This window comes from Acinetobacter legionensis, assembly GCF_048551735.1.
Lineage (GTDB): Bacteria > Pseudomonadota > Gammaproteobacteria > Pseudomonadales > Moraxellaceae > Acinetobacter.
Map to the genome: position 1 here is coordinate 20,805 of NZ_JBIMBV010000011.1, position 20,664 is coordinate 41,468.

Here is a 20,664-nt window from a genome sequence, read left to right on the forward strand (position 1 = left end):
CGAAGGTTGATCCGTGAACCAAACCATAACTAACAACAACATACATTGAAATTAGTAAGTTTGAGTCGCTTTAAAGCTTTCAATACCTGCTTTGATTGCAGCTTCGATGTCTTTGTCGTAGTTACCAGTTTCATCGATGTTTTGCATTAACGCAGCATGTTCTGAACGGAAGTAAGAAATTAACGCAGTATCAAAGTCTACGATTTTCTTCACTTCAACGTCAGCCATGTAGCCTTCGTTAGATGCATAAATTGAAACAGCTTGGTCAGCAATTGAATATGGAGCATATTGTTTTTGCTTCATTAATTCAGTTACACGTTGACCATGCTCAAGTTGCTTACGAGTTGCTTCATCAAGGTCAGAAGCGAACTGAGCAAATGCTGCCAATTCACGGTATTGCGCCAAAGCAGTACGGATACCACCAGACAATTTTTTGATGATCTTCGTTTGAGCAGAACCACCAACACGCGATACAGAGATACCCGCGTTCACAGCAGGACGAATACCTGCGTTGAATAATGATGTTTCTAAGAAGATCTGACCATCAGTAATCGAAATTACGTTTGTCGGTACGAATGCAGATACGTCACCCGCTTGAGTTTCAATAATTGGCAATGCAGTTAATGAGCCAGTTTGGCCTTTAACTTCACCATTAGTGAATTTCTCAACATAGTCAGCAGATACACGAGAAGCACGTTCAAGTAGACGTGAATGAAGATAGAACACATCACCTGGATAAGCTTCACGACCTGGTGGACGACGAAGAAGCAATGAAATTTGACGGTAAGCAACAGCTTGTTTAGACAAGTCATCATAAATGATAAGTGCGTCTTCACCGCGGTCACGGAAGTACTCGCCCATTGTACAACCAGCATATGGAGCAAGATACTGCATTGCTGCAGGATCAGCTGCAGCAGCTGCTACAACAGTTGTGTACGCCATAGCGCCAGTTTCTTCAAGCTTACGTACTACGTTTGCAATTGTTGATTGTTTTTGACCAATCGCAACGTATACACACTTAATGCCTGATTGTTTTTGAGCAATGATCGCATCGATCGCCATCGCTGTTTTACCAGTTTGACGGTCACCGATGATCAACTCACGCTGACCACGACCAACAGGGATCATTGTATCTACTGATTTATAACCAGTTTGTACAGGTTGATCCACTGATTGACGCCAAATTACACCTGGTGCTACTTTTTCAACAGCATCAGTAAGTTTTGCATCAATAGGGCCTTTACCATCAATCGGGTTACCCAAAGCATCTACTACACGGCCTAAAAGTTCTGGACCAACCGGAACTTCTAATACACGACCTGTGCAACGAGCTTTTTGACCTTCTTGAAGGCTTAAGTAGTTACCTAAGACAACGGCACCCACTGAATCCTGTTCTAGGTTCAGTGCCATACCAAATAAGCCGCCGTCGAATTCGATCATTTCACCGTACATTGCATCAGCAAGGCCGTGAATACGCACAATACCGTCGGAAACCATAACAATGGTCCCTTCGTTCTTAGCGGTCGCGCTGGTGTCCAGATCGCCGATACGCTGTTTAATGAGCGCACTGATCTCGGATGGATTCAGTTGTTGCATTGCGCTATACCTCAATCTTTTTAAAGTTCAGTCTTCTTTAGACGTAGTTATTTTTAACAATTACGCTAGAAGACGAGTCCGCATTTTTTCAAGCTTGCTAAGCGCAGAATCATCTATCACTTGGTCGCCTGCACGAATAACAACACCAGCAATCAATGCTGGATTTACTTCAACTGTAACTTTCACAGCGCTGTTCAAGCGTTTTTCTAACGCATGAGCCAACTTCTGTTCTTGTACTGAATCCAATGGAAAAGCGGATTCAATCACAACATCTACAGTGTTGTTATTTTGCGATTTGAGTTGCTCAAATTCTGTGTCAATTTCAGGTAACAATGCCAAACGGCCATTGTCTGCAAGAAGTGTCAAAAAGTTTGACACAGCCGCAGTTTGTTCATTACCTAAAACTTTCGCAAAAAGATCAACCTGCTCAGCAGGTGTCAACTCAGGGCGATTTAAATAAGCGGAGAATGCTTCATCTTGCACCGCAGCACTGAGCAGTTGTAATGCATTTGACCAAGCGTCAGTTGCATTTTGCTCAGATGCATAAGCAAATGCTGCTTTAGCGTATGGGCGTGCCAACGTCAAGAATTCAGCCATATTCGCCTCTCTTAAAGTTTAGCAGCCAGCTGATTCAGCATGGCATTATGAGCTTCTGCGTCAACTTGTTGGTTCAGAATTTTCTCTGCACCAGCAACTGCAAGAGCAGCAACTTGTTGACGTAATTCTTCACGAGCAGAATTGATGTCTTGGTCAACAGCATCTTTCGCTTGTTGACGAATACGCTCACCTTCAGCAGATGCTTGAGTACGCGCTTCTTCGACCAATTGTGCCGCACGACGGTTCGCTTGTTCGATCAATTGAGCCGCTTGTGCTTTCGCCGCATCAATTTCTTGCTTAACTTGTGCTTGTGCATCAGCAAGATCAGCTTTCGCTTTCTCTGCAGCATTTAAGCCATCAGCGATTTTACGCTGACGCTCACTAATCGCATTGATTAGTGGTGGCCATACAAACTTCATGCAGAATGCGACAAATATCGCAAATGCAATCGCTTGGCCAAACAATGTGAGGTTGATATTCATTGCAAATTCCTCAAATAGTGAATTTCGGAATTAAGCTGATTAACCTACAAATGGATTAGCGAAGATGAAGAACAAGCCAATACCAACACCGATCATAGGCACAGCATCAAGAAGACCTGCGATTAAGAACATACGAGTTTGAAGTTGTGGAGCCAATTCTGGTTGACGAGCAACAGCTTCAAGGAAACGGCCGCCTAAAAGACCAAAACCAATCGCAGTACCTAAAGCACCAAAAGCGATCAAGATAGCAGATGCAATTGCAACTAGACCTAAAGTGAGTTCCATGATAATTCCTCAGAGGTTAGGTTTATACCAAATTAAAGTAAAAAAATTATACCTAACCACCGGATGACAGTTAGGCAATACCATTAATGTTTTTCGCTTGCCATGCTCAAGTATACGATTGTTAGCATCATGAAAATGAAGGCTTGCAATGTAATAACAAGAATGTGGAAGATAGCCCAAGGCACAGACAACGCCCACTGGATCCAGAAAGGTAACAACGCGATAAGAATGAAGATTAACTCACCCGCATACATGTTACCGAATAGTCGGAGCGCCAATGAAATTGGACGTGCAAGGAATGTTACTAATTCTAGAATTAAGTTCACTGGAATCAATAACGCTTTTGCAACTGGGTTACTTGGATTAAATGGGTTAAGTGCCAATTCACCAACGAAACCGCCGATGCCTTTTTCACGAATACTATAGAACAAGATCAGTGCAAATACAGACAAAGACATACCAAGGGTAATGTTAGGGTCTGTAGATGGAACAATCTTAAAGTAAACGTGGTGAGGATCCATACCAAATACGTTTGAACCAATAATTCCTGCAAGATGCGGAATGAAATCTACTGGAAGTAAATCCATCGCATTCATCAAGAAAATCCACACAAAAATTGTGAGGGCTAAAGGTGCAATTAAACGTGATTTACCATGAAACGTATCACGAACACTTGAGTCAACAAACTCGATAATCATTTCGATTGCAGACTGGAACTTGGTAGGAACACCAGAGTTTGCAGCTTTCGCTACACACCAGAATATCAAACAGAAAATCACACCAAGGCCAATTGACCAACCCATTGAATCCAAGTGAATAGCAGTGAACCCCATCTGTTGAGCTTCTGCACCACTTTCAGCCAATTTCCAAGTACCATCTGGCATTTTGCCATAGGTCATATTGGTCAAGTGATGCTTGATATACTCGGTCGAAGTCAGGGCATGTTCTTCAGCAGCCATAAATCACACCTGGTCAATGTCAAATAATAAATAGAGTTAACGAATATCGCGTGCTGCATGATATCTCGTTAATCCCCAAAAAAATTTTCAATTTCTGCTGCGCTTATACTCGTTTTTGTTGTCGTGCTACCCAAAAAGGAGCAATCCACGACATCGCTTGAACGAGAATAAAACCACAAAACAATGCCACCGGAGATAACGGTTTGACATTGCATAAAATTAAAATGAAACCAACGATCACAATTGCAAATTTGCCCATTAAGCCTCTATACATGTTCGAAAGAACTTGTTTTGAAGCACGTGCCCCTGCTGCTCGAAACGACTGCCAAGAAAAATAACAACTGGCAAGCCAACATATCAGTGCACCTAACGCTGCACTCAGAGCCGCAGTCGAGTCTTTCAAGACCCACGCTACCAAGGCTGAAACAGGAATCATAAACGCTTGCAAATAGACCAAAGCTTTTGCTAATCGTCGGTCAATCAAGCGACTAGTTTGGCTCATTTTTTATCCACTCACAGCATAAATGCTTGACAAGTTTAGCTGATGATCGTTTTTAATCGCAGGCATTATAGAGTTACACCCCTGAACATGCAATCTTTTCCCGACCTTAGTCGTGTTTTTTTCGATATACAGGTTGCTTTGCATATGAACAATTGTTGATTATTTTTTGCATCATTTCCGTGCATTAAGTACGCAAGCTTGTGTTTGTTGAGCCAAAGTCTGCCATGCAACCACAAAATCTTGTTGTTTAGCCAAAGTTTCGTCTACCGCTTGAAATGAAATTTCACCCAATTTTCGGTACTGACTCGGGCTTGCACTGCCTTCTGCAAGTAAACACATTTTTTTGTAAGGTCGCGTGTCATTTAAAAACTTAATTTGGGTTACAGTTGGTGCAACATGTGGATCATCTGTCATCGCCCCTGCAAATTTCAAGTTTAATGAACGCTCTAAATATTGGTAAGCATCATGATAAGCCCAATATGGACGTGCCGTACCCGCACTGATACTTTTCTGTGAGACTCGCAGCATTTCACTGGCAAACTTCTTAGCGTTATTCCAGTATGCTACTTTGTTTTCAGGATGTTGTTGTGAACGTAAGGCTGCAATAAAGAATCCAATACGTACGGCATTGTTAGGGTCTAACCAGACATGTGTATCAATGGTATCTTTAAGTGCAATACCTTTTGGACTTCTTAATGGAAGCGCTTGGATAATGCCTGAATTGAGTATTGAAATGGCCTTAGCATTTTCTCCCAACACCTTTTCCAAAGGCGCTTCATGTTCTTTTCCCAGCCAAATCACCAATGAAGCATCCATAATCGTTTTACGATTATCTGGTGTAAGTTGCACATCATGCCCTGTTTGATTTCTCAAAAGTAAAACTGGCTCTTCCACGCCTTCTGTTATTTCTTTTGCAATCAAATAAATAGGGTGAGTTGATACCACTAAAGGCGCTTGAGCCCAAGTAACACTAGTTAATAATGCACATAAGCAAAAGGCAATAATGCGATTCATGGGAGTGTATTACCAAAAAAAATTTATGTTATAGTATAACAGAAGTTAAAAAATACCTACGCTATTCGTAAGTTGATAGAGCTTCATGTTAATATTTGCGATTCTCTTCCATTCAAATAACAAGTTTTGAGGTCTGATATGAGCTTATGTTCACACGAACAGCATGATACTTTGCATGGTGTACACGATCATCTCAATGTAGAAGCTCGTTTATCAGAAGCAGAAAACCTTTGTGCAACCTCAGGTGCCCGCCTTACCCCCTTACGTAAAGAAGTACTTGAATTAATTTTGAATGCCTCAGGTCCTGTAGGTGCTTATGATCTGCTAGCCAAGATGAAAGGTGCTGCAGAACGTCCAGCTGCGCCACCTACTGTGTATAGAACCTTAGATTTTCTTTTAGAAAAAGGTTTTATTCACCGTTTAACTTCTATTAATGCTTATATCCCTTGTTGTCACCCACGTGAAGGACATCAAGCCGCATTTTTAATTTGCACTGAATGTCATACAGTGAAAGAAGCTTCAGCAAAAGGTTTGATTCAAGAATTAGATCATTTAGCAAAGTCAGATCACTTCAATGCACATCACAGTATTATTGAGATTTCAGGAATATGTCAGCAGTGCTCGAACAAAGCCTAAACTCCCCTCTCGTTCAACTGCAACAGATTAATGTCCGAATTGATGATCGTGACATTCTAAAAAATATAGATTTTTCATTACAAGAAAAAGAAATTGTCACGCTTATTGGTCCGAATGGCGCAGGTAAATCAACCCTGATCAAAGTATTATTAGGTATTTTAAAACCCAATGCAGGTAAAATTATCAGCCAAAAAAAAATTAAACTGGCGTATGTACCACAAAAATTTAATCCCTCTCATAGCTTACCTTTAAGAGTTAAAGATCTACTTGATCTTGAGAAATGTGATAAGGCCATTAAAGCTGAAATCATACGAGATACTGGTATTGCCAAATTAGAGTATGCCAAAGTACAACAACTTTCAGGTGGTGAACGTCAGCGGGTTTTATTGGCCCGTGCTTTATTACGCCAACCCGATATTTTGGTTTTAGATGAACCTATGCAAGGTTTAGATATCCAGTCTGAAGCTGAACTGTATGAATATGTGCGTAGCCTGCCACAACGTTATGGTTGTGCCATTTTAATCGTGTCTCATGATTTACAGTGGGTCATGCAAGGCACTCAGCGAGTTGTCTGTTTAAATAAACACATTTGCTGTAGTGGTTTACCTGACAGTATTCAACAACATCCAGAGTATCAAGCTTTGTTTGGCGATACTTTTGGAAAATACCATGCTTTTTACCAACACCATCATGATCATTGTGCGCATGGTGACTCGGCCAAAACTTGTGAACATGGCCCACATCCACACATTCACCCAGAACCGGAAGCTTAAACCATGATGGAATGGTTAGAATTACTGTTACCTGCATGGATTATGGGAACACTTTTAGTGTTTCTAACCGCTCCGCTAGGTTGTTTAATGCTATGGCGCAGAATGTCTTTTTTTGCTGACACCATGGCACATGGTACCCTGCTGGGTGTCGCTTTAGCAGCTGTTTTGAGTTTACCACTTTGGGTCGGTGTTAGCTTTACTGCAATTCTCTTGGTGGCTGTACTTTGGGTTTTACATGACCCTCGTTTACCCAATGACGCCTTACTTGCATTATGTGCTGCCACCTTACTCTGTTCAGGTCTATTGTTAATTCAACATTTACCCGCATTACGTCCTGAATTATTAAGTTATTTATTTGGCGATTTGTTAACAATTGAGTGGTCAGATCTACCCATTTTTGCAACTGTGATTATTGTTGCTTTAGCTGTCCTCTACCGTTACTGGCAAGCACAAATTCAAATTGCGATTGATCCTGATATTGCAGTAAGTGAAGGCGTAAACGCCAAATGGCAGCGCTTAATTTTTATGTTGTTATTGGCTTTATTCACCGTACTCGCTTTACGTGCCGTTGGTTCATTACTGATGGGCGCATTATTGGTCATCCCCGCACTGGCTTCGCGTCTTATTTCTCACTCTCCGAAACAAATGGTGATGGGGGCGTTTGTGATTGCTCAAATTGGTGTGACGGTGGGGTTATGGTCAAGTGCTGCCCTGAACATCTCTACAGGGCTAAGCATCGTATTAACCATGTCTTTGCTGTTTGCTGTGATTTTCTGTGTAATGAAAGTAAGAAAGATGGCTTGATGAATCAATCATTTCCATCTTTAGCCGCACTCAATATTTAAACTATGCTTTTTAACGAAACATATAACCCATATACAGCAATGACAATCAGAATTAATCCACAAAGCCCTAATATTTTTGGATAAATTTGACTTTTAGAAAGTTTATTAAACGACAGATAGACCAAAGATAACGTGAGAAAATCTAAAATAATCCATGTCACGACTAAGATAATCAGACTGGTATTTATATCAGCATGAATATGAATAAACTGCGGAAAAAATGATGAAAAGAAAATGATATCTTTAGGATTTGAGATACCCACTAAAAAACCTTTGCTAAGACCACCATCTACAGGCGACAACATTGTATTGAGTTGATGCTCCTGCTGAGATAATACTTCTTTTAGAATTCCATAACCTAGATAGGCAATATAAAGACATCCTAAAACTTTAATGATCAAGAAAAGTGCTTCATTGACACTAAACATGCCCTTTAAAATTAAAATAGAAGCTGTGATCAATACCAAAGAGGCCAAATTTGTCCCAATAATGGTCAGTAAAGACTGTCGGTAGCCACCTTTTAAACCTGCACTTGCAACCAAGATCATGACTGGACCAGGCGTTGCAATCATGATAATCACACTAATGGCATACAGATAAAATTCTAAATAATTCAAAGCATCCTCGAAACAATGGCTTATTTATATGATCAAATCTCTAACATATCAAGCAGTTAATCGCCTATATTTTTATTGGTGAACCAAACTCAATAAGCCAGCGGCACAACTAAACAATACGGCAAAAGTACGGTTCATATATTTTTGTTGTTTGGGTGATTTTAATAGTCTTAACACTTTGGCTGCCAATCCCGTATAACCAGCCATGACTATCAAATCAATCATGATCATGGTCACTGCCATAATCACATATTGAATCCATTGTGGTTTAGACAAGTCTAGAAATTGTGGCAAAACAGCAAGTAAAAAGACGATGGCTTTTGGATTACTGATATTGACAATAAAGCCATATAAGATCAGCTTGGGAATAGATTTTGTCGGTTGCTCAGTCGGGATATCTATCGACTGTGTTTTCGTTGTCCATTGTATGTAAGCTAAATACAATAAATATAAAACCCCAAACCATTTCACCACGAAAAATGCCAATGGTGTGGTTGCAAATAATACCCCAACACCTGCTGCGACAATCGCAATTTGAACCAACAATGCCAGTTGTAAACCGATTGCATTCCAATAACCACGGCGAAAACCATAATTAAGACCGCTCGACATAGACGCGATCGCACCCGCACCAGGTGAAATACTGATCACCCAGCACGCCAACATATAGGCAAACCAGACTTGATACGACATAACAAAAGAATAGAAAACTTTGAACACGCTATTATAGCGGTTTTAAAACGATACATTTCGATTAATTTAATTGGTAAAAAGTATAAGACTTTACTATTCAGCTGTTACTTGATCATGCACAATAAGAGTATTGATAAATAAAAATTGAGGAGCCATCACCATATGACAGCCCAATCTGTAATTCTACCTTTACCTTCTAACCATGCTCGTTTCATTGTTTTAAATTTAAAAAATCTGTCTATTGATGGTTTAAAAGAACAACTCAATGCGTTGTTAAGTACACGTGATCGCCTAATCACTCAACATCCTGAAGCCGAAATCAAGACCTCAATCGCTTTTGGCCCTGAACTTTGGGCAAAACTTTATCACACAACTCCTGAAGGGTTTAAGCAGTTAGAACCGATTCAAGGCGCATTTGCGATGCCAGTCGTTCCTGCTGATGTTCTGATTCATATTGCGTCTGCACGTACAGATATTTGCTTTGCGCTTAGCCAATCCTTTTTTGATGGCATCCAAAATCAAGTTGAGGTTCTGGATGAACGGGTATGCTTCCGTTATCTCGACGGTCGTGACCTGACTGGGTTTATTGATGGTACCGAAAATCCTCAATTCCCTGATGATCGTGCTGAGACTGCGTTATTAGGTGAAGATTCAGGTATTTTTGAAGATGGTTCTTTTATTTTCGCACAACGTTATGTACATGAACTTGAAAAGTGGAAACGTTTAAAAGTTGATGCACAGGAAAATGTGATTGGTCGTTCTAAATTAGAAAGTATAGAGATGGACGATGAACACAAACCTGAAAATGCCCATATTGCTCGTGTTGTCATTGAAGATAATGAAGGTGAAGAATTAGAAATATTACGCCACTCTCTTCCTTATGGCGATGGTCAAGGTGAGCAAGGTCTATTTTTTATTGCCTATACCAAAGACTTAACCCGTATTGATCGTATGCTAGTCAATATGTTTGGTACTCAAGGCGATGGGATTCATGACCGTTTGCTGCACTTTGTAACACCTATGGATGGTGCTTATTTCTTTGCACCGAATGAAGAAGTGTTGGAAGAGATTTTGGAAGATTGATAGAAATCCATTAAATAAGCAGCTTTATAAAGCTGCTTATTAATTTAAAAAATAATCTCAACATTCTGAAAATTATATTATTTTTCATTAATCAAGGTGTTCATTTTCTATTAAGAACAGCCGACTATCAAAAATAAAATAAAGAAAAAAGGTTTTTCCCTAAACTAAATATCATCAATAGACTTCTTTCATAAGTGCTTTTTAAAACCATAAATCAACATAAAAGCACCCTCATCCTAACCTTCTCCCATAGGGAGAAGGAACTTTCAATACCAATATAATTCACTCCACATGATCATTTTTTTATTTATGAAAGATCTTTAATATAGGCTTCCTATAAATGTAAATAGCATTGAATAACTGGGCTCCTAATTTACATTAAAGCCCAGAACTTTTATAATTTTTCTTTTATCGTTTTTCCATTTTTGATATAAATTAAATTATAGTTTTTATCTATAATAAACTTTGTTTTTTCAGATAAACTTTTTTCTGTGACAACTCCAAATTTATCAACAATGTTTATATTTAAAAGTGTTTCGCTTTCATCTAAAAAAGGCGAAATAACTATCAACTTCCGATCACTACTTTCAGGTAGAACAACCCCACGCCCATATTGAGAATTTATAAAATTATAAGCATGAGTAAGTTTACTAGAAGAAATTAAATTTACTGATTGGCAATTATCTTTAGAGTTATTTTCCAAACATTTCAAATGATCTTGAGAGTTATAAGGTAAATGCGTTATATCTAAACCATCACTATTTTTATCTTTTCGCTTAATATTATCCGCACCAGCATAAGTGCTAAAACTTAAGAAAATAATAATAAATATCTTTTGGTAAATACTTTTAAACAAGTTGAATTCCTTCGAAATATTTAGGATCTGTTGACATTTAGGGTTCATAATTTAACCTACAAGTGGAGCCATAAAAATATGCAAGCTAATGCAACAGAAATTTCATAGTTCCGTTTTAATTTGTCATATCAAGTGGCTATTTCTCAAAACTACTTTAATCTACAAAACATATTTTCTACTAAATGCCTGACTTTATATAAATAACAATCTATATGCTATATGGTCATTGTTTGATTAGCTATTGGATTTTTTCTTTTTACCATTATACAACTTAATTTTTTTGTTTAGGACGTTCTATCTCAGATTCTGTTACCTCCACAATAACAAAGTCATGATCTGTAATGTATTGATTTCTTTTAGGTAATAAAAATACTCTAGACTGTATAAGCCAGTTCTCAATTTTTTGGATGGTTCGATTAACGTTGCTTTCAGCTATTGCAAACTCAGCAGACAATTCAAGCTGAATACTATAAGATCATAAGTACTTCAATGTTAATAACAATTGATCTTCAATTGCTAAGTTGTGAGGACGGCCAAATTTTTTTCTTAAAACGCTCAGCCTCTTGTAAAACGAGATCCATTTTACAAAATAAAGGACATGTCACTCCGACTAAACGTTTGAACTCAATATCATCGAACTTTGTTAAATTTTCATATCTCATAAAGCTATTATAAACAATTTATACTTTCGCAAGAAGTCTAATATAATTTTTGTACTCATAGCAAAAGCATCAACATATGATGCTTTTTCCTTATGGCTATTCATTGAAATTATTAATTAAATTTCATTTTAAAAAAAGTAATATCTAGTATTTTAGACAACTAATTGAAAGGACTTTTACTTTTCATAATAATGCCATCATCAGAAATTTTATAATAGTTTATTTTAGCTAACTTACCATCATAGCTTTTAACCTTAATATTATATTTTTTATCAATCCAGAATTCTGATCCCGTTCCAAAATTCACAGAATGTCCCTTACCATCTTTAAATACATTAAGACTATAATTTTCCACCTCTCCTTCATCAGTAAAATAAGCAATAAAAACCGTTTTATTACAAATATCTGGTAATCTTATCGCTCCTCCAAATGGCACAAAATCACCATGATTTTCTGAAAGTTTTTGTAAAAAACTATTAGAAAATTGAGAGAAGGAAATTGTATTTTCTCTTTTTAATTTACTCTTTGATGAAATAGGCAACATCACAGGGAATGTCTTTTTAAAATTATTTGCTACTATGTTATTTGTATTACATGATTCCTCACTATCATTTGGCTTAGCTAGCGAATTAGTCATATAAATCGAATTCAAAACAACAAGAAATATAATAAATATTTTTTTCATTTTATACTCCAAAATTAATATTAAAGTCCAGTTACCAAAACCCTTAAAAAGATATAACAGTCATAAATAAAAAGGCAAAAGACATCTAACCTCTTTGGTTTATACGTCTTATAAAATTCATTTATTGAGCTAAATAAACTTTATTTAATCGTTTAAGTTCGTCTAGTCTTGCTTTATCAATATCGAGCAAACATGATTCAATTATTATGGTTGCACCATCGCCTTGAGCATTGGTTGCTTCTTCACCCATAAAATCTTTACAGTATGCATTTTTATAAGCTAACCACTTCAATTGAGATATTTGAAATTTTTGCAGATTATCAGTCGATTCCTCAATATTAAGGATCACTTTTTTCATTTCATTAGTGACAGCCTTTGAACTACTTCTAATACATATGAGGCTTTCATCATCATTTTTACAGGAAGTGTTAGGTTGAGCAAATGCAAGACCACCCATACTGAATAACAGCAAGGATATTAAGATTAATTTTTTCATAGACACCCATTATAGCAATTAAAGATAGAAAGCCTTCAGTTTAAATTTTATATGATCGAAATCGAAAGTTTCTCTATATTTTAAATGAAAAAGCAACTTTATGAAGCTGCTTTTCATCCAGAAATTAACTATAAATATTATAGATTAATTTAATTTTATATTTTTATTATTCCCCGCAGAATCTTTATAGCTTAAGTTATATTTACCATCAATAGCATAGCTTTCTTAAAGATTATAAACCTCTATCTTTGGCTTTATTTTAATCAAATAGAATAAAGTCGTCGATCCATTATCTGTGTCATGATATTTTTCACCAATCACAAATTGTGAATCTCCTATATCTGGTATAAATTTAACTCCATCTAAATTTAAATTATTAATTTTATTCTGGCTTAAGATCGTATGAATTTCTGGCGACATATTTTTCACATCGTTCAAACTATATACATGATTTTCCAAATCACTTAGCTTCTCACATTTACTTTCAGAGTTGCTTTTTAAACACTTCAAGAAGTAATTTGAAGCATTAGGAATTAATATCTTTTTTAAATTGCTTTCTTTAGTACTTTTGGGTAAATTTTCAGAAATATTTGTTTTTACAAAACTTCCATTTATCGCCTTAAAACACAACTTTGAATGACTGTAATCATCTCTATATGCATAAAAATCGCCTGTAACACACAAGCTATCATTATTCACCGAATAATCAAATTTAGACTTATAACCTATTTGATAATTTAAAGGGTAGACCTTTAAATCCTTCTGATTAAGTGCAACTAGTCGATAATATTTTCCATCATTTATTTTAATTATCGTATAATTTTTATTAAAATCCACTTTATTTCCAACACTCTTCTTATATAAGTCTAATTTATCTGCTTTGCAATAGTAATTCTCTATATCATAATCGAAACCACAACGTTCAACTTTTAATTTTAATACCGCATCCTTTTCAACTGATTTTGCACTACAACCTGTAATAACAAATAAACTTAAAAATATTAATACACTAAACTGTTTTTCCATTTTCTATCTCACTTTTTTCTATTGATAATTTTTATAAAATTTTTCCTAGAATCTGGATTTGCATGATTAGCAGTAATCTCATAATCTAATTTAAATCACCTGAAACATAATAACCATATTATTAAGTATCTCATTTTTTACAAAAATTAATATCAAAATAATTTATTATTTTCCATTGAAAATTATGACAAAAAATTTATAAAAATATTAAAAAAAAGAGTATTCTTAATACTCTTTTTAATGCTAGAATCATATTCTTTCTTTGACTCAATCCTTCTGTTTCAATTTTTCTTCCAAGTTAGATCCATCTGGATAAATAATATTTGAAATCAAACACTTCCCATCACAATCTAATAAAATTATTAATTTACTTTTATTATCAAATAAAACATTTACAGTTTTATCATTTTGCTTTGTGACATTTGACAATACGATTTTATCTTGACTATTATAAAATGGGTCCATATCCAAGTTACAGACATAACCTTCTTGCGTACATTTAATATCCTCTAAAATCAATAATTTCAATTTTTTTGTTAAAAATTCATCACCATGCTTTGATATAAAATCACTCAATTTATTTTCGTTATTTCCACCCAAATCAAAAGGAGAATATATTTTATAAAAGTTTAAAATAAAAGATACTATATCAACTTCATTATGGTTTATACTTTCTTTACTTATAGAATCCAATTTTTCTTTAGACTCATGTGCAGCATGTTTTGAATCACAACCAAAACAAAAAAAAGTTAAAAAAATTACATATAGCATTTTTTTAAAATCAGTAAGCATATTTATCCTCTAATCATAATACCGAAAAACTCTGTAGCTAATGGCAGGTCGCCCTCTATAGATATTTATTCCATTTTGTCTAAAGTCCGATATCCATTGAGATCCATCATAACCAGAAATATGTCCATGCACGTGTGATCCAAATCTATCAATAATATATATATCACCTATTTGTGGTGTATATCCTTCTTTATCTACTTCTCTAAATTCATTTTCCTGCATAACTCTTACATATTGATAAGCAGAACCAGGTCTAGGATTAACTTTTCCGCCAGCTGCTTCAAAAGCTAATCGTACATACATTGCACATAATCCACGACTTTTTGCTGTAGAGTTTGCTCTTAAAGTTTGGGCAAAAATTGCTTTATTAAATTTACCTTTAGATTTTGTTATATAAATCTTAATAGGAGACATATTTTCAATTACAGTATACTTCTCAATTAATATTTTATTGCCACTTTTATACTTTATACTTATTTCCTGATTTATCTCACATTTATGTAATTTACGCCCATTACTTCCACTGATATGAACACGGGATTGCCCTTTATAAACTATTTCATAACTTAAATTAGATGCTAGCGCTTTTGTAGTGTCTAAATAAGTTTCAACTTCAAATGTACCTTCTTTACTGACTAATTTAATAGGATGTCCGTTATTTCCACGCACATCATTTTGTGATATTGGGGCAGTTTTATTTTTTGAAACAACAATATCTCCATCTGTTTTTAATGGTGGAGTTGTTGTTGGTTTAGTCAAAATAGGTTTTTCATATTTTTCAAACAAAGCTCGCTTATAAAATAAAACTTTATTATCAAAATATGTTTCTGGCAATACAATCTGACCTGAAGGTATAGTTAATTTCACTCCAAATCCAGCTAAGCCTTTTAAAATGATTGTACCGTCATTTCTTGTGTATTTATTTTTCTTTGAACCTCTATATTCTGAAATAATATGATAATTTTCCATTGCCTTTGTTGAAGAGTGGTCCATTACCAATACTTTTATTTCTCTAATAGGAATTTTAATGACTTTTAATACATTTTCTTGAACATTAAATTCTTCAATTTTTTGATTTAATTTTCCAAAAGAATCTTTAACGTAAATCACTATTTTTTCACCAGATTCTGCACGAATCTGTTCTTCACCTTTACTATCAGCAACATGTTCTTTCATTTTATTTTTGTAAAAAATTCCATATGAAAAGTTTTCAATACTTTTATTAGTATCATTTTCTACAAATTTTATTTTAAAAGAAGTCAGTCCCTTATCAGCACTTGATGTTGGTGTAGAAGTTTGCGTTTGCCTTGAAGTTTCTACAGCATTTTCTCTCCTAGAAGGACTACCATTATGTTGGTCTAATTTATCAGCTATAGGAGTTGATGCTTTGGTAATTTTAATATTTATTGGAGCTTTAGCTGAAGGAATTTTAGCTGGAACAATAATATTATCTTTCTTAAAGCTAATAGTTCCATTTGGCTTTACAACTATACCTTTAATAATCGCATTACTATCCGTGATTTTCGTTACCCTGATATTTCCATCTATAACAATTTCAACTTCTTTATTTGCTTCTTTGCTATTATCATCATCCAAGAATACAGCATTCACAATAGTGCATTGTCCGTTAGATTCACCTCTGGCTATCGCCCTTCTCATTGAAGGTCCTCTAAACACTTCTATTAATTTATCTGCATATACTAATTCAAAATTCCCCGTAGCTTTATTTTTTTCTTTATGTGTAGCATATCCTGCATCTTCTAATGCTTGGGCTTCCCTTTCAAATATACCTCTTACACCATTACTGAAAAATTTATGATATCTTTGATTTTCTTCTAAAAATTTAACTCTATCTTCAATTGCTTCATCAAAATCTTTATAATTTCTAAAATCATGGTATTCCTGCACACGCTTTCCATTAGGTTTATCTTCCCAGACTAAATGTTTACTTTTAGGACCCTTCCAACTCCTATCTGCTTTTATATTAAATATATTATTAGTACCTACTAATATATTTTCTCCCCATCCAGTTTCTTGGGCTGCTTGAGCTAATATAGTCTCCCAACTCACATTTTTTTTGAATGCTATCCTCCTCACAGAACAATAGATTGAGGAAATAAAGTTTAGTTTATCTTCGTATGTATAAGCCATTTATTTTACCTCAGTCGCATATTTATTATATTTCAAATTTTCTGACTTATCTGCACAACTATAAAGGACTTCTAATTTATTGTTTTTTTTATAAAAACCATCATCAATCTCACAAGTCCATTTTTTATTTATAAATTTATGTTCATTTAAGCTTCCAAATTTATCAAAAATACTTACAACCAAGATTGATTGAGCTAATGTATTTGCAGGATGAGTAATTGAACTAGATAAAATATAATATTTATTATTTTTAAAAGCGCAATCCTGTATAGTAGTTTCAAAATAATCAGGCTTAACTTCAAATTTCGTGTAGCCTTTAGCTTTCCCTAATTTTATGAAGGAGACATTTGCAGGAATCGTATCATCAAACTGAACTTTATAATCACACTTTTCAGCTGCTAAAGCAGAACTAGCTATAAACAATAATAAAATCGATACTACCTTATTCATTACTCACCCCCATTATTTTCATCAATATCGTCTTCACTGCCAACTTCATTTAGGCAACTGAATAACTCATCATCCGGATCTAATAAACTTATAAACATTGTTCCATTTTCTCCATTTTCGCTATCAATAAATCTAAATTCTATATGATCGGAAGTGTCTGAAAATAAACGATTTGTCCTAAATTCATCTAATTCACCAATATATTCTACTTTTTTCGTTTGATTAATAATTTTATAGTTTAATTCTGTATTCAAGAGATTTTCTGGTACAAGATTTTTTAAATCAATGCGTTTACTATACATCCCACTCTCAGGCATTTTCGGCAATTGCGCATTCACCGTTGCTCCACTGGTAAACAACTGTTGTCCAGATTTCACCTCAAACTTTCCACCAGTTTTAATAAAGACACCACTACCATTAACCACCAGCTGAGTACCACCCGCTTTTAGATCAATCTCTTTAGAGCTGGTGAGCTCAATCTTATCTTCAGTTGCAATCAGCTTAATGACTTTCTTCGCAATGATTTCAATCAAATCATCCTGAGCCTGTACTTTTATCGGTCCTTTTGCAGCAAAAGCACTTAAACCTTTCTGTGCTGCAAACAAACTAATTTTATCCTGCGCATGACCCACAATATTCTTTTGAGCGCTCATGTTAATTGAGCCTTGCGCACTTTCAGCAATATCTTGTGAAGCTTGTAAAACAATGTCTTCTGGGGTTGTCAATGCAATCCCATTGGGTGAAGCCAGTAACATCAATGCCTGACGAAAAATCTTACCTTGCTCTTGTTTGGCACTATCACCGCTATTTTCTAAGTCTTTTGTATAACTTTCCATAAAGCCCTGTAAGGAGCCTAAAGCCTGCATCGGATTCACATCCAATTTGCTGCCTTTATTAAAAGTTCCACAAACACTGGTTAAATCAAAATCCTTAATTTCAACATTGGCAATTACCTTACCCACGTCTTTTAAAGCGGATAAAGGCTCTGAATCAAACTTGTCCTTTAAACTGGTTAATTTTCCTTTTAAAACATCCGAACCATGTTCTTCAATATTTTCAATAAAACTCTTTAAGTTCTCAATCGACTCTTTGGAATCATTAAAAAAGTCTTTAAATTCATCTACAATATTCTTGGTATCTTTACCAAATTTCTGGATGTCCTCAATAAAATCACCACTGTTTTTCAGTGCCGAAATTGGATCACTACCTACAGCATTTTTAAATAAACCCACGGTTGCCTGTAAAGCCTGATTTGCACCTTTTAGTTCTAAAGAATTAATCAGTTTCGGCAAACGATTGACAACATTCAAGGCATCCGTTTGTTGCTTTACAGCAATCTCACTTAGCACTTTCATACTTTCAGCCCCTTGATTCAACAAAGACTGTGCTTGGGCTGCTTCTAAATGATCTGCAATTGCATTTTCTTGGGCATAGGTTGTGATAAGCATGCCTTTTCCTGCACGCACCGCACCATAAGCATCGGTTCTTAACTCAAAACCTTCACCACGCCCATTGCTGGTTTCCTTATCTTTCGGATGGCTTAAGTTCCCAAGGTTAAGTTGTGTTGCTGCATGACTACTTTGTAGCTGCGTACTGATTTGGCCTGTTGTATCATCAAAGCGGAGTTGGTTAAAACCTGATCCACCCACTTCCGATGAACGAATACCGCTTAGTTTTTTGGTATCAGGCAACTGGCCTTTGATATCAAACATGGTTTGATGACGTTCTGCTTCATGTAAACGTCCCATCACAAATGGACGGTCGACATTGCCATCAAAGAAATCAATAACTACGATTTCACCAATTCGTGGGTGGAATCTTGTGCCATAACCTTCTCCCGCCCAAGAGGTCAATACATCAACCCATGCTGAGTCGGTATCATTGTCATTGGAACCTGCACCACCATCATGACTATTGTCATCGGTACGGGTGAAGAGGAAACGAACTTTGATTCGCCCCCATTGATCGACATAAATCGTTTCGCCTTGCGGGCCAACCACTTTGGCACGTTGTGGAAATGCAGAAGGTCTATGTGCTAAAGGGTTATACTCAGGAACGATCGGAATTCTACGGCGTACCAAGGACAACTCATTGGCTTGACGCTGGTCTTTAATTAAATGGTTCCAATAATTTAAATTAAGCAGCTTGGATAACTGATCTTGTAACTCTTTAGGTAAGTTATTTTGATTGTAAAAAGTCTTACCTAAGATTAAGAACTCACGATCCGAACCATCATGTTGATCAATTTCAGGGTGTTCTCTTAATTCAAACCAATAGCCAACTTGCGCATCGCGCACTGAACTGGTTGCGGTAAAGTATTTGGACTGTAATTCTTGGTATTGTGTTAGTTGGGTATTTAATTTATCAACTTGAGCTGAACTTGAAACTGTGGTTTGGTCTTCACCATTGAGATCACTGGTCCAAGCTGGGCTAATTGTCCAAGCCTGCTCTAAACTTAAAGTTTCATTATCTTGTTGATCACTATGTTGGTGATTACTTAACTGGCTATCGCCCTGATCTTGTAAAAGGCTATCCGCTTGCCAACGTTGTACTTGTATTGCTGTTGATTGAATTGAGCGCTGGGCAATGAGGCTGGTGATCGTGTCAAAGCGTTCTGTTGCATGACTGCGATGGAAACGAATACTTCGTCTAGGCATTGCCTCATATTGGGTATTGTCATCAATCAGACGTAATTTCTGTGCCTGAATCTGCGTTGCCGAAATAGGCACAATTCGTACAGACTCATCAACTAACCAGTTAATACCTTCACTGCGCCACAAGCGAGTTAAAAACTCATAATCCGTTTCATTGGCTTGCATTACAAAAGGACGGATATCGTATTGTTTTTTTAAACCACTACTGTCCAGACTTAGACTAGCAGAAAATAAGGCGCTTTTCGCTTGCCACTCTTTAAATAAGATTTCCGATATTTCCAGAACACTTTTGTTCATAAAAACACGGCTATTACGACGCTTATGCCAAAGACTGGTTGCATCTTCAAGCGTTAATTTATAAACGCTTAATGCCCCATCACTCTGCCCTTGGCTTGCCCCTGTCACAATTCCAGTGGTTCGGTACAATTCACCAAAATCGGTGACTTGATCAACTGCAACCTGACACCCGATAAATTGTTTTAAAGCAATATGCGCATTGGTTGAAAGGCAGAGTAATTCTGCCTTTAAGCCTTGATTAATCTGTTGTTGCCCCTGTATGCATTGCAAGAATACACTGCTGTTTAAGGCTTGATTTGAGAATTGAACGTGGATCGCTCGTGTTTGTAGTCCCAGGCCAAAACTTTCAAGTAAGGCATTAATATTTCTAAGCATTTTATTTTTTAAATGTTAAATTTTGTATAATACTATTATAACTAATGTTCAAAAATATAAATATACCTAAATTACTTTTTATAAAAAAATTACAAATTACCAAATAAACAACATAATAAATTAGATTAATAAAAAAGG

The 20,664-nt window shown here is 35.8% G+C and carries 21 protein-coding genes and 2 pseudogenes; 4 read left to right on the forward strand and 19 right to left on the reverse strand.

Annotated elements, in window-relative coordinates; genetic code table 11:
- Positions 1-51 precede the first annotated feature (51 nt).
- The 7 genes from atpA to ACG9ZL_RS11395 form a co-directional block, all read right to left on the reverse strand.
- Positions 52-1,596, reverse strand: coding sequence for a F0F1 ATP synthase subunit alpha (gene atpA, locus ACG9ZL_RS11365; protein ID WP_004723422.1), 1,545 nt, complete (start codon positions 1,594-1,596; stop codon positions 52-54).
- 60 nt (positions 1,597-1,656) lie between these two features.
- Entirely contained in the window at positions 1,657-2,193 is a 537-nt protein-coding gene (locus ACG9ZL_RS11370) for a F0F1 ATP synthase subunit delta (RefSeq protein WP_004823704.1), read from the reverse strand.
- Between the two features lie 11 nt (positions 2,194-2,204).
- The gene (locus ACG9ZL_RS11375; protein WP_004723424.1) at positions 2,205-2,675 is read right to left on the reverse strand and encodes a F0F1 ATP synthase subunit B; all 471 of its coding nucleotides are present in this window, start codon (positions 2,673-2,675) and stop codon (positions 2,205-2,207) included.
- A 39-nt stretch (positions 2,676-2,714) separates the two neighbouring features.
- The gene (gene atpE / locus ACG9ZL_RS11380) at positions 2,715-2,960 is read right to left on the reverse strand and encodes a F0F1 ATP synthase subunit C (RefSeq protein WP_000424060.1); all 246 of its coding nucleotides are present in this window, start codon (positions 2,958-2,960) and stop codon (positions 2,715-2,717) included.
- A gap of 83 nt (positions 2,961-3,043) precedes the next feature.
- Positions 3,044-3,919 (reverse strand): F0F1 ATP synthase subunit A, encoded by an 876-nt coding sequence (atpB, locus tag ACG9ZL_RS11385; protein WP_336953756.1) that lies wholly within the window; start codon positions 3,917-3,919, stop codon positions 3,044-3,046.
- Between the two features lie 103 nt (positions 3,920-4,022).
- Positions 4,023-4,421, reverse strand: coding sequence for an ATP synthase subunit I (locus tag ACG9ZL_RS11390; protein WP_004723429.1), 399 nt, complete (start codon positions 4,419-4,421; stop codon positions 4,023-4,025).
- A 171-nt stretch (positions 4,422-4,592) separates the two neighbouring features.
- Entirely contained in the window at positions 4,593-5,435 is an 843-nt protein-coding gene (locus ACG9ZL_RS11395; RefSeq protein WP_336953757.1) for a metal ABC transporter solute-binding protein, Zn/Mn family, read from the reverse strand.
- Positions 5,436-5,573: 138 nt separating this feature from the next.
- Between ACG9ZL_RS11395 and ACG9ZL_RS11400 the strand changes: the two genes are divergently transcribed.
- The 3 genes from ACG9ZL_RS11400 to znuB are packed head-to-tail and all read left to right on the forward strand — an operon-like array spanning position 5,574 to position 7,648.
- On the forward strand, positions 5,574-6,071 hold the full coding sequence (locus ACG9ZL_RS11400) for a transcriptional repressor (protein WP_336953758.1): 498 nt from the start codon (positions 5,574-5,576) through the stop codon (positions 6,069-6,071).
- On the forward strand, positions 6,044-6,844 hold the full coding sequence (gene znuC / locus ACG9ZL_RS11405; protein WP_336953759.1) for a zinc ABC transporter ATP-binding protein ZnuC: 801 nt from the start codon (positions 6,044-6,046) through the stop codon (positions 6,842-6,844). The genes ACG9ZL_RS11400 and znuC overlap by 28 nt, the downstream gene beginning before the upstream one ends.
- A 3-nt stretch (positions 6,845-6,847) precedes the next feature.
- Complete coding sequence (gene znuB / locus ACG9ZL_RS11410) at positions 6,848-7,648, forward strand: zinc ABC transporter permease subunit ZnuB (protein WP_419360052.1); 801 nt, start codon at positions 6,848-6,850, stop codon at positions 7,646-7,648.
- A 37-nt stretch (positions 7,649-7,685) separates the two neighbouring features.
- On the opposite strand, the gene ACG9ZL_RS11415 is transcribed toward znuB, so the two are convergent.
- Entirely contained in the window at positions 7,686-8,306 is a 621-nt protein-coding gene (locus ACG9ZL_RS11415; protein WP_419360054.1) for a LysE family translocator, read from the reverse strand.
- Positions 8,307-8,378: 72 nt separating this feature from the next.
- Positions 8,379-8,999 carry a LysE family transporter gene (locus ACG9ZL_RS11420; RefSeq protein WP_336953762.1) on the reverse strand — a complete coding sequence of 207 codons (621 nt, stop codon included), beginning with the start codon at positions 8,997-8,999 and terminating at the stop codon, positions 8,379-8,381.
- Between the two features lie 162 nt (positions 9,000-9,161).
- On the opposite strand from ACG9ZL_RS11420, the gene ACG9ZL_RS11425 reads away from it, so the two are divergent.
- Positions 9,162-10,082 (forward strand): Dyp-type peroxidase, encoded by a 921-nt coding sequence (locus ACG9ZL_RS11425; protein ID WP_419360057.1) that lies wholly within the window; start codon positions 9,162-9,164, stop codon positions 10,080-10,082.
- A gap of 394 nt (positions 10,083-10,476) precedes the next feature.
- On the opposite strand, the gene ACG9ZL_RS11430 is transcribed toward ACG9ZL_RS11425, so the two are convergent.
- The 10 genes and pseudogenes from ACG9ZL_RS11430 to ACG9ZL_RS11475 form a co-directional block, all read right to left on the reverse strand.
- The gene (locus tag ACG9ZL_RS11430) at positions 10,477-10,938 is read right to left on the reverse strand and encodes a hypothetical protein (RefSeq protein ID WP_419360058.1); all 462 of its coding nucleotides are present in this window, start codon (positions 10,936-10,938) and stop codon (positions 10,477-10,479) included.
- Positions 10,939-10,994: 56 nt separating this feature from the next.
- Positions 10,995-11,153: pseudogene (locus ACG9ZL_RS11435) on the reverse strand (IS5/IS1182 family transposase); the annotation flags it as partial.
- Positions 11,154-11,184: 31 nt separating this feature from the next.
- A pseudogene (locus ACG9ZL_RS11440) lies at positions 11,185-11,600 on the reverse strand (transposase family protein); the annotation flags it as partial.
- Between the two features lie 160 nt (positions 11,601-11,760).
- The gene (locus ACG9ZL_RS11445) at positions 11,761-12,285 is read right to left on the reverse strand and encodes a hypothetical protein (protein ID WP_336953764.1); all 525 of its coding nucleotides are present in this window, start codon (positions 12,283-12,285) and stop codon (positions 11,761-11,763) included.
- 121 nt (positions 12,286-12,406) lie between these two features.
- Positions 12,407-12,781: a lysozyme inhibitor LprI family protein gene (locus ACG9ZL_RS11450; RefSeq protein ID WP_336953765.1), complete on the reverse strand. Its 375-nt coding sequence runs from the start codon at positions 12,779-12,781 to the stop codon at positions 12,407-12,409.
- Positions 12,782-13,006: 225 nt separating this feature from the next.
- Complete coding sequence (locus ACG9ZL_RS11455; RefSeq protein ID WP_419360060.1) at positions 13,007-13,807, reverse strand: hypothetical protein; 801 nt, start codon at positions 13,805-13,807, stop codon at positions 13,007-13,009.
- A 267-nt stretch (positions 13,808-14,074) separates the two neighbouring features.
- A complete protein-coding gene (locus tag ACG9ZL_RS11460; protein ID WP_419360061.1) occupies positions 14,075-14,599 on the reverse strand; it encodes a hypothetical protein in 525 nt (174 codons plus the stop codon).
- Between the two features lie 9 nt (positions 14,600-14,608).
- Entirely contained in the window at positions 14,609-16,750 is a 2,142-nt protein-coding gene (locus ACG9ZL_RS11465; protein WP_199959317.1) for a glycoside hydrolase family 73 protein, read from the reverse strand.
- The gene (locus ACG9ZL_RS11470) at positions 16,751-17,200 is read right to left on the reverse strand and encodes a hypothetical protein (RefSeq protein ID WP_199959319.1); all 450 of its coding nucleotides are present in this window, start codon (positions 17,198-17,200) and stop codon (positions 16,751-16,753) included. It lies immediately after the preceding gene.
- Positions 17,200-20,526, reverse strand: coding sequence for a type VI secretion system Vgr family protein (locus ACG9ZL_RS11475; protein ID WP_419360063.1), 3,327 nt, complete (start codon positions 20,524-20,526; stop codon positions 17,200-17,202). Before ACG9ZL_RS11475 ends, ACG9ZL_RS11470 begins: the two co-directional genes overlap by 1 nt.
- Between the last annotated feature and the right edge of the window lie 138 nt (positions 20,527-20,664).

Excerpts from the sequence above, each read along its gene's own strand:
- atpA (WP_004723422.1), bottom strand. The coding sequence starts at position 1,596 with ATGCAACAACTGAATCCATCCGAGATCAGTGCGCTCATTAAACAGCGT.
- ACG9ZL_RS11370 (WP_004823704.1), bottom strand. The coding sequence starts at position 2,193 with ATGGCTGAATTCTTGACGTTGGCACGCCCATACGCTAAAGCAGCATTT.
- ACG9ZL_RS11375 (WP_004723424.1), bottom strand. The coding sequence starts at position 2,675 with ATGAATATCAACCTCACATTGTTTGGCCAAGCGATTGCATTTGCGATA.
- atpE (WP_000424060.1), bottom strand. The coding sequence starts at position 2,960 with ATGGAACTCACTTTAGGTCTAGTTGCAATTGCATCTGCTATCTTGATC.
- atpB (WP_336953756.1), bottom strand. The coding sequence starts at position 3,919 with ATGGCTGCTGAAGAACATGCCCTGACTTCGACCGAGTATATCAAGCAT.
- ACG9ZL_RS11390 (WP_004723429.1), bottom strand. The coding sequence starts at position 4,421 with ATGAGCCAAACTAGTCGCTTGATTGACCGACGATTAGCAAAAGCTTTG.
- ACG9ZL_RS11395 (WP_336953757.1), bottom strand. The coding sequence starts at position 5,435 with ATGAATCGCATTATTGCCTTTTGCTTATGTGCATTATTAACTAGTGTT.
- ACG9ZL_RS11400 (WP_336953758.1), top strand. The coding sequence starts at position 5,574 with ATGAGCTTATGTTCACACGAACAGCATGATACTTTGCATGGTGTACAC.
- znuC (WP_336953759.1), top strand. The coding sequence starts at position 6,044 with ATGTCAGCAGTGCTCGAACAAAGCCTAAACTCCCCTCTCGTTCAACTG.
- znuB (WP_419360052.1), top strand. The coding sequence starts at position 6,848 with ATGATGGAATGGTTAGAATTACTGTTACCTGCATGGATTATGGGAACA.
- ACG9ZL_RS11420 (WP_336953762.1), bottom strand. The coding sequence starts at position 8,999 with ATGTCGTATCAAGTCTGGTTTGCCTATATGTTGGCGTGCTGGGTGATC.
- ACG9ZL_RS11425 (WP_419360057.1), top strand. The coding sequence starts at position 9,162 with ATGACAGCCCAATCTGTAATTCTACCTTTACCTTCTAACCATGCTCGT.
- ACG9ZL_RS11445 (WP_336953764.1), bottom strand. The coding sequence starts at position 12,285 with ATGAAAAAAATATTTATTATATTTCTTGTTGTTTTGAATTCGATTTAT.
- ACG9ZL_RS11450 (WP_336953765.1), bottom strand. The coding sequence starts at position 12,781 with ATGAAAAAATTAATCTTAATATCCTTGCTGTTATTCAGTATGGGTGGT.
- ACG9ZL_RS11455 (WP_419360060.1), bottom strand. The coding sequence starts at position 13,807 with ATGGAAAAACAGTTTAGTGTATTAATATTTTTAAGTTTATTTGTTATT.
- ACG9ZL_RS11460 (WP_419360061.1), bottom strand. The coding sequence starts at position 14,599 with ATGCTTACTGATTTTAAAAAAATGCTATATGTAATTTTTTTAACTTTT.
- ACG9ZL_RS11465 (WP_199959317.1), bottom strand. The coding sequence starts at position 16,750 with ATGGCTTATACATACGAAGATAAACTAAACTTTATTTCCTCAATCTAT.
- ACG9ZL_RS11470 (WP_199959319.1), bottom strand. The coding sequence starts at position 17,200 with ATGAATAAGGTAGTATCGATTTTATTATTGTTTATAGCTAGTTCTGCT.
- ACG9ZL_RS11475 (WP_419360063.1), bottom strand. The coding sequence starts at position 20,526 with ATGCTTAGAAATATTAATGCCTTACTTGAAAGTTTTGGCCTGGGACTA.